This window comes from Devosia sp. ZW T5_3, from assembly GCF_044987315.1.
Taxonomy (GTDB): Bacteria; Pseudomonadota; Alphaproteobacteria; order Rhizobiales; family Devosiaceae; genus Devosia.
In genome coordinates this window covers 120,356-134,000 of sequence record NZ_JBJDRE010000010.1, presented here as the reverse complement: position 1 = coordinate 134,000, position 13,645 = coordinate 120,356, and the positions used below count along the sequence as shown (strand labels likewise).

Annotated in this window: 12 protein-coding genes and 1 pseudogene; 3 read left to right on the top strand and 10 right to left on the bottom strand. The window is 62.2% G+C overall.

Annotation, left to right across the window (positions count from 1 at the left end):
• The first annotated feature begins 13 nt into the window (after positions 1-13).
• Positions 14-832, top strand: a complete 819-nt coding sequence (locus ACI3KW_RS13975; protein ID WP_404848582.1) for an alpha/beta fold hydrolase — start codon at positions 14-16, stop codon at positions 830-832.
• A gap of 103 nt (positions 833-935) precedes the next feature.
• Here the strand turns inward: ACI3KW_RS13975 and ACI3KW_RS13970 are convergent, their stop codons facing one another.
• The 8 genes and pseudogenes from ACI3KW_RS13970 to ACI3KW_RS13935 all read right to left on the bottom strand — a co-directional run bounded on the left by ACI3KW_RS13970 (position 936) and on the right by ACI3KW_RS13935 (position 8,785).
• Positions 936-1,349, bottom strand: coding sequence for an SgcJ/EcaC family oxidoreductase (locus ACI3KW_RS13970; RefSeq protein WP_404848581.1), 414 nt, complete (start codon positions 1,347-1,349; stop codon positions 936-938).
• 123 nt (positions 1,350-1,472) lie between these two features.
• Positions 1,473-2,879 carry an NAD(P)(+) transhydrogenase (Re/Si-specific) subunit beta gene (locus tag ACI3KW_RS13965; protein WP_404848580.1) on the bottom strand — a complete coding sequence of 469 codons (1,407 nt, stop codon included), beginning with the start codon at positions 2,877-2,879 and terminating at the stop codon, positions 1,473-1,475.
• 4 nt (positions 2,880-2,883) lie between these two features.
• Positions 2,884-3,246, bottom strand: a complete 363-nt coding sequence (locus tag ACI3KW_RS13960) for a proton-translocating transhydrogenase family protein (RefSeq protein ID WP_113121247.1) — start codon at positions 3,244-3,246, stop codon at positions 2,884-2,886.
• 243 nt (positions 3,247-3,489) lie between these two features.
• Positions 3,490-4,749, bottom strand: a pseudogene (locus tag ACI3KW_RS13955) (Re/Si-specific NAD(P)(+) transhydrogenase subunit alpha); the annotation flags it as partial.
• Positions 4,750-4,864: 115 nt separating this feature from the next.
• Positions 4,865-5,116 (bottom strand): aa3-type cytochrome c oxidase subunit IV, encoded by a 252-nt coding sequence (locus ACI3KW_RS13950; RefSeq protein ID WP_113121245.1) that lies wholly within the window; start codon positions 5,114-5,116, stop codon positions 4,865-4,867.
• A 270-nt stretch (positions 5,117-5,386) separates the two neighbouring features.
• Positions 5,387-6,007: an outer membrane protein gene (locus ACI3KW_RS13945; RefSeq protein ID WP_404848579.1), complete on the bottom strand. Its 621-nt coding sequence runs from the start codon at positions 6,005-6,007 to the stop codon at positions 5,387-5,389.
• Between the two features lie 147 nt (positions 6,008-6,154).
• The gene (locus ACI3KW_RS13940; RefSeq protein WP_404848578.1) at positions 6,155-7,960 is read right to left on the bottom strand and encodes a M3 family oligoendopeptidase; all 1,806 of its coding nucleotides are present in this window, start codon (positions 7,958-7,960) and stop codon (positions 6,155-6,157) included.
• A gap of 75 nt (positions 7,961-8,035) precedes the next feature.
• Positions 8,036-8,785 (bottom strand): YbaY family lipoprotein, encoded by a 750-nt coding sequence (locus ACI3KW_RS13935; RefSeq protein ID WP_404848577.1) that lies wholly within the window; start codon positions 8,783-8,785, stop codon positions 8,036-8,038.
• A 183-nt stretch (positions 8,786-8,968) separates the two neighbouring features.
• On the opposite strand from ACI3KW_RS13935, the gene ACI3KW_RS13930 reads away from it, so the two are divergent.
• On the top strand, positions 8,969-10,453 hold the full coding sequence (locus tag ACI3KW_RS13930) for a sigma-54-dependent transcriptional regulator (RefSeq protein WP_404848576.1): 1,485 nt from the start codon (positions 8,969-8,971) through the stop codon (positions 10,451-10,453).
• A 10-nt stretch (positions 10,454-10,463) separates the two neighbouring features.
• Entirely contained in the window at positions 10,464-11,513 is a 1,050-nt protein-coding gene (locus tag ACI3KW_RS13925) for a dipeptidase (protein WP_404848575.1), read from the top strand.
• On the opposite strand, the gene pip is transcribed toward ACI3KW_RS13925, so the two are convergent.
• Together pip and pqqE are read right to left on the bottom strand one after the other, a co-directional pair.
• Positions 11,487-12,458: a prolyl aminopeptidase gene (gene pip / locus ACI3KW_RS13920; RefSeq protein ID WP_404848574.1), complete on the bottom strand. Its 972-nt coding sequence runs from the start codon at positions 12,456-12,458 to the stop codon at positions 11,487-11,489. The two genes, ACI3KW_RS13925 and pip, sit on opposite strands and share 27 nt — an antisense overlap.
• Positions 12,455-13,639, bottom strand: coding sequence for a pyrroloquinoline quinone biosynthesis protein PqqE (pqqE, locus tag ACI3KW_RS13915; protein ID WP_404848573.1), 1,185 nt, complete (start codon positions 13,637-13,639; stop codon positions 12,455-12,457). Before pqqE ends, pip begins: the two co-directional genes overlap by 4 nt.
• Positions 13,640-13,645 lie beyond the last annotated feature (6 nt).

Here is a 13,645-nt window from a genome sequence, read left to right as displayed (position 1 = left end):
GGAGAGCCGACAGATGACGTTTGCCGATGATGAGCTGATCGCCTTTGCCGAACACGGCGCAGCACCTTTGCCCGCCGCATTGACAGAAGGCCACCTGCCCCATGACGGCGCCCGCATCTGGTACGCGACCTATGGCAGCGGCACCCCCGTGGTGCTGTTGCATGGCGGCCTCGGACATTCGGGCAATTGGGGCTATCAACTGCCCGCGCTGATCGAAGCAGGCTACCAGCCCATCCTCATCGACAGCCGCGGCCATGGCCGCAGCACCCGCGACGAGCGGCCCTATACCTATCACCTGATGGCATCCGACGTGCTTGCCGTGCTCGATCACCTGGGCATTGCCCGCGCCGCGGTGATCGGCTGGAGCGATGGCGCGTGCATCGGCATGGTGCTGGGGCACCAATCGCCCGAGCGCGTTGCCGGCGTGTTCTTTTTCGGCTGCAACATGGACCCCAGCGGCTCCAATGTGGAAGTCGCCGGCGGCCCCCTGCTCGAGCGCTGCTTTGGCCGCCACGGCAAGGATTATGCTGCTCTTTCGGCCACGCCCGACCAGTTCCAGAACTTTGTCAGCGCCGTCGGACGCATGATGGCCAGCGAACCCAATTACACTGCGGCCGATCTCGCTGAGATCGCCGTTCCGGTCACCATCGTGCAAAGCGAGCACGACGAGTTCATCAAGCCCGAACATGCCCGTTATCTAGCGGACACCATTCCGAGCGCAAAGCTGGTGGAGCTAAAAGGCGTCAGCCATTTCGCACCGCTGCAGCGGCCGGATCTGTTCAACCGCGTGGTGTTGGAGTTTTTGGAGTCTGTAACGGGTACCCCCTCCTAGTCTCCCCTGACAGGGGAGGGACCGCCTTGTGGTTAGAACGCGATCCAGTTCCAAGAGTGGAGATACCCCCCATCAACGGGAGGCCAGGTAGGGCTACTCCGATCTACGAGTCAACGATCGTATTCTGCCCCGCCACGATCCTCCAGCCGTCAATCTCCAGCCCGATCACGTATAGAGCTGCGCCATGGCCGCCATCGATGGCTATTCCATCCGCATCCGTCGGAGTCTGGTCGACGCCAACCGCGAGCAGATCAGGTCGGAGGGCGACAATGGATGCTATCTCGTAGCGCGCGTAGCTGTCCTTGAGCCTCGAGATGACCGAGTGACCGAATTCCGCAACGGCCGCTCGACCCAGCAGTCGCCTTCCCATCGCATTGGTCCAGACCGTGTTTTCGGAATAGCACGCGGCCAAGGCATCTGGATCATGCGCGTTGAACGCGGCCTCAAGGCTACGCACCACCTGCTCGACGGCGTTGCGGTGCCAGCTATCGGCAAAACTGGCGGCATGTTCGTTCATCATCTTGCTCCTCTTGGGTGAGAAAACTGCCTACAACCTCAAGTAAAGTCGAGGTCAAGCGAGCAAACAAGGAAAAAGCCCGCCGAAGCGGGCTTGGTTTTGGTTGCCGAAAGAGGTGTCCCCCTAGTGCCCCAGCGCCTTGACAATGTCCTCGGTGACCTTCTTGGCGTCGCCGAACAGCATCATAGTGTTGTCGCGGAAGAACAATTCGTTCTGCACCCCGGCATAGCCCGCCGCCATGCCGCGCTTGATGAACAGCACCGTGCCGGCATCTTCGACATTGAGCACGGGCATGCCGTAGATCGGCGACGTCTTGTCCGTCTTGGCAGCCGGGTTAGTCACGTCATTGGCGCCGATGACGAAGGCGACGTCGGACTGGGCGAATTCGGAATTGATATCTTCCAGCTCGAACACTTCGTCATAGGGCACATTGGCTTCGGCCAGCAGCACATTCATATGCCCCGGCATGCGGCCGGCCACCGGATGGATGGCGTATTTGACGGTGACGCCTTCCTTTTTGAGCATGTCGGCCATTTCGCGCAAAGCATGCTGGGCCTGGGCCACGGCCATGCCATAGCCGGGCACGATGATGACCTTGCCGGCATTTTTCATCAGGAATGCCGCGTCTTCAGCGGCGCCCTGCTTGACCGGGCGGTCATCTTCGGCCGCGGATGCCGCGGCGCTGCTATCGGCGCCAAACCCGCCCAGGATCACCGAAATGAAGCTGCGGTTCATCGCCTTGCACATGATGTAGCTCAGGATCGCGCCGGACGAGCCCACCAATGCGCCGGTGATGATCAGCGCGGTATTGCCTAAGGTGAAGCCAATGCCGGCGGCGGCCCAGCCCGAATAGGAATTGAGCATCGAGACCACGACGGGCATATCGGCGCCGCCAATGGGGATGATCATCAACCCGCCCAGCACCAGCGCCAGGAGCGTGGTGAGCCAGAACAACCAGGGATTGCCGGTGACGACAAAAGCCCAGACGAGCCCGATCAGCACCAGACCCAGCGCGATGTGGATCGCATGGCGGGCCGGCAACAGAATGGGCTTACCCGACATGTTGCCATTGAGCTTGGCAAAGGCGATGACCGAGCCGGTAAAGGTGAAGGCCCCGATGGCGACGCCCAGGCTCATTTCGATCAGCGCCTGGGTATGGATCGCGCCAACCTCGCCGATATTGAACGCCTCGGGCGCATAGAGCGCCGCGGCGGCGACGAAGACGGCGGCCAGGCCCACCAGCGAGTGGAAGGCCGCGACCAGTTGCGGCATGTCGGTCATCTTGATGGTGCGCGCCATATAGGCGCCGATGCCGCCACCAAGGGCAATGCCGCCGATGATCAGCGCCCAGCTCACCCAATCGGAGGGCGCGGCCAGGGCCAGCGTGGTGACGATGGCAATGCCCATGCCGATCATGCCGAAGCGGTTGCCCTGCTGGGCCGAACGAGGATTGGAGAGGCCCCGCAGCGCTAGGATGAACAGCACCCCGGCAACGAGATAGAGCAGGGCTGCGATATCTGCAGAGATCATCGGCTCAACCCTTTTTCTTGTACATGGCCAGCATGCGCTGGGTGACGAGGAACCCGCCAAAAATGTTCACGCTGGCAAAGACCAGGGCGATGAAGCCGAACAGCTTGGACACCCAGCTGGCATCAGCCGCCAGATGCACGCCCACGGCCAGCAAGGCGCCCACCACGATCACCGAGGAAATCGCATTGGTGACGCTCATCAGCGGGGTGTGCAGCGCCGGAGTCACCGACCAGACCACGAAATAACCGACGAAGATCGCCAGCACGAAAATGGCCAGGCGGAAGGTGAAGGGATCGATCGCGCCGCCCAGCGCGCCATGCGCCACGGCCGCAATCACATCGGCGCTTTGTCCTGCCGTCGTTTCCATTTACTTGGCCCCCTTTGGCGTGGTCGGCTTCTTGGCCGCCGGTTTCTTGGCGGCGGGCTTTTTGGCAGCAGCCGGCTTGGGTGCTTCCGCCGCAGCTTCGATCACCGCACTGGCCTTCTTGACGGCGGCACGCTTACGTGCCGGAACCGGTGCTTCGGCGGCGGCAGGAATCGATTGCTCTACGCCCGGCGCAGCCTTTTTCGGCGTGTCGGCCATGGCAGCGCTTTCGGTCTTCTTGGCCGCAGGCTTTTTGGCAGGCACCGGCTTGGCAGCACCGGTCTTGACCGGGGCAGGCTTGGCTTCGACCTTGGCAGCCGGCGCCTTGGGCGCGGCTTTGGGTACCGCGACCGGCTTTGCCTCGGCCGCCGGAGCAGCGGCAGCAAAACTTGGGTGCACCACGGCGCCATCGCGGGTCAGCACCGTCGCCTTGACCAATTCGTCATCCCAATTGATCGCCAAAGCCTTTTCCTTGGCGTCGATCAGCGTGGTGACAAAGGCCAGCAGATTGCGCGCATAAAGCTGGCTGGCCGTGGTGGGGATGCGGCCCTGCACATTGGTATAGCCGATAATGGTCACGCCATTATGCTCGATGACCTTGCCGGGCACGGTCAGTTCGACATTGCCACCGCGCTCAGCGGCTAGATCGACGATCACCGAACCGGGCGCCATGGATTCCACCATGGCCTTGGTGATCAGCCGCGGCGCCGGGCGCCCAGGGATCAGCGCGGTGGTGATGACGATATCCTGCTTGGCAATGTGACTGGCGGTCAGTTCCGCCTGCTTGGCCTGATATTCGGCCGACATCTGCTTGGCATAACCGCCGGCGGTTTCGGCCTGCTTGAATTCTTCATCCTCGACGGCGACGAACTTGCCGCCCAGGCTTTCCACCTGCTCCTTGGCCGCCGGACGCACATCGGTAGCCGAAACCACCGCGCCCAGCCGCTTGGCGGTGGCGATGGCCTGCAGCCCCGCAACCCCTGCCCCCATGACAAAGGTCTTGGCGGGCCGCACCGTGCCGGCGGCGGTCATCATCATGGGGAGCGCGCGATCGAACTGCGCGGCGGCTTCGATGACGCCCTGATATCCGGCTAGGTTCGCCTGGCTGGAGAGGATATCCATCACCTGCGCGCGGGTAATACGCGGCATGAATTCCATGGCAATGGCGGTAACGCCCGCCTTGGCCAGAGCCGCCACGTCCTTGTCATTGCCATAGGGATCGAGCGCCCCGATCACCAGGGCTCCTTTGGCCACGCCGGCGAGCGTTGAAGCAGCGGGCCGTCGCACGGTCAGCACAATTTCGGCACCCTTGAGGGCCGCATCGGCACTGGCCGCTATCGTCGCGCCAGCGGCGACATAATCGGCATCGAGAATGCGCGAGCCCAGGCCCGCCCCCTTCTCCACCGTCACGCTGCCGCCCAGAGCCACGAGCTTGCCGACGGTTTCCGGCGTAGCCGCGACGCGGTTCTCGCCTTCAAAACGTTCACGGACGATGGCGATCTTCATGCACTACCTCCTGCGGCGGCAATGCACCTAGCGTGCACTGCGGCATGCCGACGACGTGCGGCCGGGCCATGGCCCGACGCGCTGCTGACCCAGTGCGGCACCTGCCGCAGGGCTGCTATTTCTTGGATATCTCGCTCAGCACGCCCACCACCGGCGGCACGACGAAAGAGGCGAGCACCAGCACCAGGCCCAGCACCGGCTGGCCGGCGATCACGGCGAAATAGAGCCCCACCATCAGGATGGCGATGCCCATGATGGTATACTTGGTGACCGTCACGAAGCCGCTATAGGTGGCCTCGTGCTGGGCATAGTCCATCGGGGATTCTTCGCGCAGGGGCGGAAGCGGTTCGTGCTTGCTGGCTGCCATTCTCGTCCTCAATAATTCGCGTCGTCAAAATCTTTGCGCCATACTGGCGTCTAATGGGCTGCTCGCTTCCAACGCGTCGATCATCGACGAAATACCGCTCCGCAAAGCCCGCATTGGCTTTCTCATACTGCGCGTGGCGCGAGTTCACAAGGCAGTCATGGATTGGTGAGAAGCCTCTCGCCCAAAGCATTGGCCGAGTTACGATTGGTCAACAAAAACCCGCCACGACGGCGCGCGGCGGGTTCCAATAGATGCACAATCACGATGAACTCAGAACGACCAGTTGAGGCCGGCGGTGATCTGATGCGTCCTCAAGCTCAGCGGCTCGGTAATCCCGACCAGCGTCATATCCTTGTCGCCATAGTCCGAATACCGGTACAGCAAGTCGATCGACAGGTTTTCCGTGGCAGCAATTTCCACGCCCGCACCAATGGTCCAGCCGGCATAGGTTGCCGACGTGCTATCAACTGGAATGTCCAGCGACACGCCAGCGACCGCAAGACCGCCCGTCAGGTAGGGCAAAAAACTCCCGCCATTATAGCCGATGCGTCCGCGCACCGACCCGACCCAATCCAGATTCACGTCGGCACCCCCGGTAACCCCGGATATGTTGCTCCAGGCAACATCGGCGACGAGACCGGCAACAATCAGATCGGACAGGGCGAAATTGGCGCCAACCGCACCACCCGCCAGCCAGCCGTCAATATCGCTATCGGCACCGAACGCATTCGCGGTGCCCTGGCCATACCCGCCAAACACGCCGGCATAAAACCCGCTCCAGTCGTTTACCGCTGCGCTCGGCGCATAGATAGGATCGATGACTAAATCCGCCGCCATCGCGGAAGTGGTGGCAGTCGCGGCTAAAAGGCCAATAACCAACGAACGAATCATTTCCAACGCCCCTCCAAGACCCCTCTAAAGTCTTGAGATCATAAGAAGGCTGCAATCAGCATAAGTCAAACGGCTGCCATCGCCAGATCAACAACAGCCATCAAATGTTGCAAGATAGTCTCAGCGCTTTTTCTTACGCTATCAACTTCAAGGACTTGATTGCTCCAACTCGTCGATCAATCCTTCGATCATCGACAGGCCCAGCGACCAGAATTTGGGGTCCTTCGCGTCGAGCCCGAAGGGGGCCAGCAACTCGGAATGGTGCTTGCTCCCGCCGGCCTTGAGCAGTTCGAAATACCGCTCCGCAAAGCCCTCACTGGCCTTCTCATACTGCGCGTAAAGCGAGTTCACAAGGCAGTCCCCGAAGGCATAGGCGTAGACATAGAACGGGGAATGGATGAAGTGCGGAATATAGGCCCAGAAGATGTCGTAGCCTTCATTGGAAATGATGGCGTCGCCGAGGGATTCCGCCTGCACGTCCAGCCAGATCTGGTTGATCTCCTCGGTGCGCAATTCCCCCTGCCGGCGGGCGGTGTGGACGCGCCGCTCAAAGGTATAAAAGGCGATCTGCCGCACCACCGTATTGAGCATATCCTCGACCTTTGAGGACAGCAGCGCAAAGCGCTGCTGGGGATCGGTGGTCTTGTCGAGCAGCGAGCGGAAGGTCAGCATTTCGCCGAACACCGAGGCGGTTTCGGCCAGGGTGAGCGGGGTATTGGACAGGATCGGCCCCTGCGCCGCTGCCAGCCGCTGATGCACGCCATGACCCAATTCATGGGCCAGCGTCATGATATCACGCGAGCGGCCCATATAATTGAGCATCAGATAGGGATGCGCGCTGGGCACGGTGGGATGCGCGAAAGCGCCCGAGAGCTTGCCTTCGGCCACCGGCGCGTCGATCCAGCCCGAATTAAAGAACGGCTTGGCGACCTCAGCCAGTTCGGGCGAGAATTTACCATAGGCCTCGAGCACGGTGGAAACGGCGCTATCCCAATCCCAGGTGCGCTCGTCGCTGGTCGGCAGCGGCGCATTGCGGTCCCAGGCATTGAGCTTGTCCTTGCCGAACCACTTGGCCTTCATCTTGTAATAGCGGTGACTGAGCTTGGGATAGGCGTCGGTCACCGCCTTTTGCAGCGCATCGACCACTTCGCGTTCCACCGAATTGGCCATGTGGCGGCTATCGGCAATGTCTTCGTAACCGCGCCAGCGATCGGAAATTTCCTTGTCCTTGGCCAGCACATTGGTGATGTGGGTGAAGAGCCGCGCATTGTCCTTCAGCGTCTTGCCCAGCGCCTTGAAGGCGGCTTCACGCTTCGTCTCGTCCTTTTCCGACAGCAGATGCAGCGTTGATTCCATATTGAGAATCTCGCCATCCACCTCGAATTGCAGGCTGGACAAAGTCTCGTCAAACAGCCGGTTCCAGGCCGAATAGGCTGTTACCGACTTGTCGTGGAATAGTTCTTCCAGCTTGTCATCGAGCTGATAGGGCTTGGCCTTGCGCAATTCGGCAAACCAGGTGCGGTAGCGCGCCAGTTCCGCATCGCTGGCGAAGGCGGTTTCGAGGTCCGCGTCCTCGATGCGGTTCAGTTCGAGTTCGAAAAACAGCACTTTGGTGGAGAGATTGGTCAGCGCCTCATTGGTATCGCCCATGAACTTGGCGCGATCCGGATCGGTCGACTTCTGCGCATATTGTAGGAAAGAAAACGAGCCGATGCGGCCGCTGATATCGCCCAGCTCTTCGCTGGCCTTGATCGCCTCGACCAGCTTGCCCGCCTTGGTCAGCTCGACCAGCTTGCCCTTATAGGTCGCCTCGAACTGCGTCGCGAGCGCCTTGGCCTCGTCCAGCGCGGCAGCAAATTCCTTGCTGTCCTTGCCCGGATAAAGGTCGGAAAGGTCCCATACCGGCAAGGCGCCGAACTGATTGTGGCCCTTTTGGCTGCTTGCTTCGGTCATGGCGTGCTCTCTCCGGCTGGTCCAATTGCGCGCGGACCTTAGCCAGCGAGGGCGGCGATTGGAAGGGCAGCGCGCTCAAATCCGGGCGAGAACCATGATGTCATTGCCCGCTGCATCGAGCAGGATCAGCTTGCCGCGAGCATTGTCGAGCCGATAGCTCGCCACCCGCCCCAGCGCGTCGAGGAATTTGCCCTCCTGGTCCATGATGGCCGGCGCGCAAGCCATCTCGTTCGAAAACAGATCGCCAAAGCTGAGCGCCGAACCATCGATGCTGGCCTTGCCACCAAAACGGTTGCAACCGGCCATGCCACCCACCTGCCCGTCAGGCGCCAGTTCCAGAACGGTCTGCAGATTATCGATTACCCCAGCGCCATCAATGTCCTCGGCCAGCCAGCGCCCGTCCGGCCAGCCATCGCTCGCCGCTGAAATGGCCTCCGCGACCCGCTCGACCAGGATTTCGGTGGCGTCGGGGCCAGAGCCGAAGACGCTGTTATGCGTGGTCGAGATGAAGAGCAGCTTGTCGCCCTCGGTGATGCGGGCGGACACCGAATAGCGGTGGCCGGGCACGATCGCATCGGGGTCATAGGCAATGGCATAGGCATAAGGCGGCGACTTGCCGCTGGCCACGGTCTCGCCCAGCACCTTGGCGGGTGCGTCGGCCAGCGAGGTGTCGAGCAATTGCACACTTACCTTGGCCGTGTCAGGCAGCATGATGCGCTCGCGGAAGAATACCGTACCGCTGAGCACGGCGCCGTCGGCCATTGCAGGGCCGGATAGGGTGAGGGCGATGATCGTTGCCAGCGCTGCGAAGATTCTGAGGACCATAATGCCTTCTCGTTTGGTTTAGGGCGATCCTAGCGAGCGGTGGTCGGGTCGTCCATCGGAGTGCCACTCCGATGCCATTCCCCCAAAATCCCACACAGTTAATCCCCTCTTAAACCCCTTGGCCCATCTTCTTCCCAAAACGGCACACCAGATTCGCGTGCCGGGACCAAGCCTGAGGTAAGTATGACGCGTGTTCTCGTTGTCGACGATGATCCGGTGCAGCTGCGGCTCACCGCCGAAATCGCCAACCGCGCCGGCTTCAAGCCGCTGACCGCCACGGGCGGCGAGCAGGCGCTGGCAATTCTGCGCGAGGATCGCAATATCGGCGCCATGATCCTTGATCTGGTCATGCCTGATCTCGATGGCATGGCGGTGATGGAGGCGATGCGCCGCGAGCGGCTGACCACGCCCGTCATCATCCAGACCGCCAACGCCTCGCTTGAAACCGTCATTTCGGCCATGCGCCAGGGCGCGGCAGACTATTTCGTCAAGCCGGTATCGCCCGAACGGCTGGTCATCTCGCTGCGCAATGCCATGAAGCTCGATACGCTCGAAGCCGCCATCCGCGCCGAGCATGCCCGCAAGACCGGCACTTTCACTGCCGCCGACATGATCGCCAAGGCCCCCGCCATGGGTCGCGTGCTGACGCTCTGCGCCAAGGCCGCCAAATCCACTATTCCGGTGCTGATCGAAGGCGAGACCGGGGTCGGCAAGGAATTGGTCGCCCGCATCATCCAGGGTTCAGGTGATCGGGCAGGCAAGCCGTTCATCACCGTCAATTGCGGGGCCATTCCGCCCAATCTGGTGGAGTCCGTCTTGTTCGGGCACAAGAAAGGCGCCTTTACCGGCGCCATTGCCGACCAGCCGGGCAAATTTGCCGAAGCCCATAACGGCACGCTGTTTCTCGACGAAATCGGCGAACTGCCGCCCGATACCCAGGTCAAATTGCTGCGCGCGCTGCAGGATGGCGAGATCGAACCAGTCGGCGCCAGCCGCACCGAGCGGGTCAATGTCCGCGTCATTTCGGCCACCAATCGGCGGCTGCTGAACCTGGCCAAATCCGGCGAATTCCGCGAGGACCTATACTACCGCCTCAATGTCTTCCCCATCTATGTGCCGCCGCTGCGCGAGCGCATGGAGGATGTGCCGGCACTGGTCTCCATGTTCATCGCCCGCTTTTCCGCCGAGGCCGGCAAACGGGTGCTGGGGCTCTCCCCCGTCGCGCTCGACCTGCTGCTGGGCTATGACTGGCCGGGCAATGTGCGGCAGCTGGAAAACGCGGTCTATCGCGCCATTGTGCTCAGCGACGGCGCCTTCCTTGAAACCGTCGATTTCCCCCAGATCGTCGCCCAATCCGCCGGCCGCGAAACCGCCCTCTCCGATATCGAAACCGTGCCGGTACCCGCCGCGCCGACCCATATCGACACTGCAACCGCCCGCCAGCGAGCCTTTGAGGAACAACCCGCCACTCCCGACCGCTTCCTCGATGCCACGGGCGAAATCGCCGCCTTGGCGCAAATCGAGCGCGCCGCCATCGTCTTTGCCATCGAACATCATGGCGGGCGCATGTCGCGCGTAGCCCGCGCGCTCAAGATTGGCCGCTCCACCCTCTACCGCAAGCTGCACGAATATGGTCTGGCTGAGGAATTGATCAACGACGCAGCATGACGGCAGGATAATGAGCGAGCCTATTCCGGTCTTTGATGGCCACAACGATATTCTGGGCCATCTGGCAACGTCCGACGTCGCCGATCCGGTGCAAGCCTTCCTCACTGGCTCCTTTCCCAGCCATATCGACCTGATCAAGGCCAAGACCGGCGGCTTTGCCGGCGGCATGTTCGCCGTATTCTGTCCCTCGCCGAAAAAGCCGGATGGCACCCTGCCCCCGGGCATGGCCTTCGATATGGCGCCGCTGCCGCTGGACCTCGTTCCCGCCCAGGCCATGGCGATCACGCAAATCAGCCTGCTCTACCGGCTGGAAGCCGCCGGCGCCCTCGCCGTCTGCCGCGATACGACCGAGATCAAGGCCGCCATGGCCCAGGGCAGGATTGCCGCCGTGCTGCATATCGAGGGCGTCGAGGCGATCGATGCCGGTCTGCAATTCCTCGATGTGCTCTATGCCGCAGGCCTGCGCTCGCTCGGCCCGGTATGGAGCCGGGACAATATCTTTGGCCATGGCGTACCGTTCAATTTCCCCGGCTCGCCCGATACCGGCCCCGGCCTCACCGAAGCGGGCAAGCGCCTCGTCGCCGCCTGCAACCGGCTCGGCGTGCTGATCGATCTCTCCCACATCACCGAAAAAGGCTTTTGGGACGTGGCGGAGCTCTCGACCGCCCCGCTGGTTGCCACCCATTCCAATGTTCACGCCATCTGCGCCAATCCGCGCAATCTGACCGCCGACCAGCTCAAGGCGATCCGCGACAGCGACGGCATGGTAGGCCTCAACTTCGCCACCGGCTTCCTGCGGCCCGACGGCGCATGGCGGCCGGATACCGGACTGGATGTCCTGCTGCGCCATCTCGATGCGATGATCGAGGCGGTCGGCGAGACGCGCGTGGGCCTGGGCTCGGACTTCGACGGGGCCATGTTGCCGGCGGCGATTGGCTCGTCGGCTGGGCTGCAGGTGTTGATCGAGGCCCTGCAACAGCACGGGTATGATGATGCGCTGGTGCAGCGGCTGGCGCATGGCAACTGGTTGGACCTATTGGCGCGGGTGATTGATCGCTAGAGCGTTGATCCCCGCCACCACTGCTTCCGTCACCCCCGGCTCCGACATGGCGTGCCCCGCCCCTTCGACCAGCACAATCTCCGCATTCCCCCAGGCCTTTGTCAGTGCATATGACATCGCAGGCGGACAGAGCAGGTCAAACTGCCCCTGCACGATCACCCCCGGGATAGCCTTGAGCCGCCCAGCCCCGGCCACCAATTGGCCCGTCGCCAGAAACGACTCCTGCGCAAAGTAATGCGCTTCCATAAAGGCAGTTGCCGGCAGCCGGCCGCCGTTATGAACATCCTCCAGATCAAGCCGTCTCCTGCCCGAACGAGCCTCGGAGAGCACCCGTTCGGTATCGTGCCAGGCGCGAGCAGCCGGCCCGTGGATTGCCGGGTCGGGATCAAGGATGCGGCGGAAATAGGCATCGAGCGGGCTGGAACGCTCGTCTGGGGTGAGGATGCTGAGGAAGTCCTCATAGAGGCCGGGATGGAAAGTACGAAGGCCCGTGTCGAAGGCCCAATCCAGCTCGGCCCGCGTTCCCAGAAACGTCGCGCGGAGCACGATGCCGCTAACGCGGTCGGGATGGGCTTGAGCATAGGCAAGGCCCAGCGTTGCGCCCCAGCTGCCGCCCACCACCAGCCAGCGCTCGATCCCCAGCGCCAGCCGCACCAACTCCATGTCGGCGATCAGATGCTGGGTATTATTGTGCTCCCGCGACCGAGCCGGTTGGCTCCGCCCTGCCCCGCGCTGGTCGAACAGCACGGCGCGAAACCGGCTGGGATCGAACAGGCGCCGATGCGATGGCTGGCAGCCGCTGCCGGGGCCGCCATGCAGATAGACGGCAGGAATGCCATCCGCGTGGCCCACCGTTCCGACGTAAAGACTATGCCCGTCGCCAACCTCAAGCATCTGGCTGGTGAGCGGCGCGAAGTGATCACCCCCACCGTCGGGTGGCGTCATGGCAGCTCGGGCTCCAGCGTGCCGCCGGAAAAATTGCGATAGATGAAGCGGTCGCCGCCCTCGCTGGATTCGCGCTCCGCCGTCTTGAAAATGCTCTCATGCAGCGGCGAGAGATGGCAGGCCGGGTCGGTATTGCCGGCGCTGCCGGTCAAGGCAAAGGCCTGGCAGCGGCAGCCGCCATAGTCGATCTCCTTGAAGGCGCAGCTCTGGCAGGGCTCGGGCATCCAGCCGGTGCCGCGATAGCGGTTGAAGGCATCCGAATTCTGCCAGATCCAGGCAATGGAATGGTTGGAGCGCACCGATTCAAAATTGAGTTCGGTGATGGTCTCGGCGGCGTGGCAGGGCAGGATTTTGCCCGAGGGCGTGATATTAAAAAACTGCCGCCCCCAGCCGCCCATGCATTTTTTAGGGCGCAGAGCATAATAGTCGGGCACCACAAAATCGATGTCCAGAATACCGCGCAGCCGCACGCGTTCTTCCTCGACAATGGCTGTCGCCTCATCGATCTGCTCGATGGTAGGCATCAGCGCGGCGCGGTTCTTCAGCGCCCAGCCATAATATTGCACATTGGCGACCTCGATCCGGTCGGCGTCGAGCTGCACGGCCAACGCAATCATCGCACGCAGTTCATGCAGGTTCTGCCGATGCATCACCGCATTGACGGTGAGCGGCAGGCCCAATTCGCGCGACCATTGCGCCACCTCGAGCTTTTTGGCATGGCCATTCTTGAAGCCGCCAATGCGATTGGCCAGCGCCGGATCATTGGCCTGAAAGCTGATCTGGATATGGGCCAGCCCCGCATCGGCAATCTCGGTCAGGCGCTCCCTGGTAATCAACACGGCCGAGGTGATCAGATTGGTATAGAGCCCCAGATCATTGGCATGGCGCACCAGTTCCACCAAATCCTTGCGCACGCTGGGTTCGCCGCCGGAAAAATGCACCTGCAACACGCCGATTTCGGCCAGCTCGGTCAGCACTTTTTTCCACTCGTCGGTGGTCAGCTCATTGCCCGCCCGCTCCATTTCCGCCGGATTGGAGCAATAGCCGCATTGCAGCGGGCAGCGATGGGTCATTTCCAGCAGCACCGCCAGCGGAATGCCATAGGCCTGCGCGACGGACTGGCCCTCGAGAATGGCAAGGCCATCATTGGCATCGACCAGTACCGGGCTGGCATCGCTCATGGTCGG

Bases quoted from the DNA above. Each gene is read 5' to 3' on its own strand.
- ACI3KW_RS13930 (WP_404848576.1), top strand. From the start codon at position 8,969: ATGACGCGTGTTCTCGTTGTCGACGATGATCCGGTGCAGCTGCGGCTC.
- ACI3KW_RS13950 (WP_113121245.1), bottom strand. From the start codon at position 5,116: ATGGCAGCCAGCAAGCACGAACCGCTTCCGCCCCTGCGCGAAGAATCC.
- ACI3KW_RS13925 (WP_404848575.1), top strand. From the start codon at position 10,464: ATGAGCGAGCCTATTCCGGTCTTTGATGGCCACAACGATATTCTGGGC.
- ACI3KW_RS13945 (WP_404848579.1), bottom strand. From the start codon at position 6,007: ATGATTCGTTCGTTGGTTATTGGCCTTTTAGCCGCGACTGCCACCACT.
- ACI3KW_RS13940 (WP_404848578.1), bottom strand. From the start codon at position 7,960: ATGACCGAAGCAAGCAGCCAAAAGGGCCACAATCAGTTCGGCGCCTTG.
- pip (WP_404848574.1), bottom strand. From the start codon at position 12,458: ATGACGCCACCCGACGGTGGGGGTGATCACTTCGCGCCGCTCACCAGC.
- ACI3KW_RS13960 (WP_113121247.1), bottom strand. From the start codon at position 3,246: ATGGAAACGACGGCAGGACAAAGCGCCGATGTGATTGCGGCCGTGGCG.
- ACI3KW_RS13970 (WP_404848581.1), bottom strand. From the start codon at position 1,349: ATGAACGAACATGCCGCCAGTTTTGCCGATAGCTGGCACCGCAACGCC.
- ACI3KW_RS13935 (WP_404848577.1), bottom strand. From the start codon at position 8,785: ATGGTCCTCAGAATCTTCGCAGCGCTGGCAACGATCATCGCCCTCACC.
- ACI3KW_RS13975 (WP_404848582.1), top strand. From the start codon at position 14: ATGACGTTTGCCGATGATGAGCTGATCGCCTTTGCCGAACACGGCGCA.
- ACI3KW_RS13965 (WP_404848580.1), bottom strand. From the start codon at position 2,879: ATGATCTCTGCAGATATCGCAGCCCTGCTCTATCTCGTTGCCGGGGTG.
- pqqE (WP_404848573.1), bottom strand. From the start codon at position 13,639: ATGAGCGATGCCAGCCCGGTACTGGTCGATGCCAATGATGGCCTTGCC.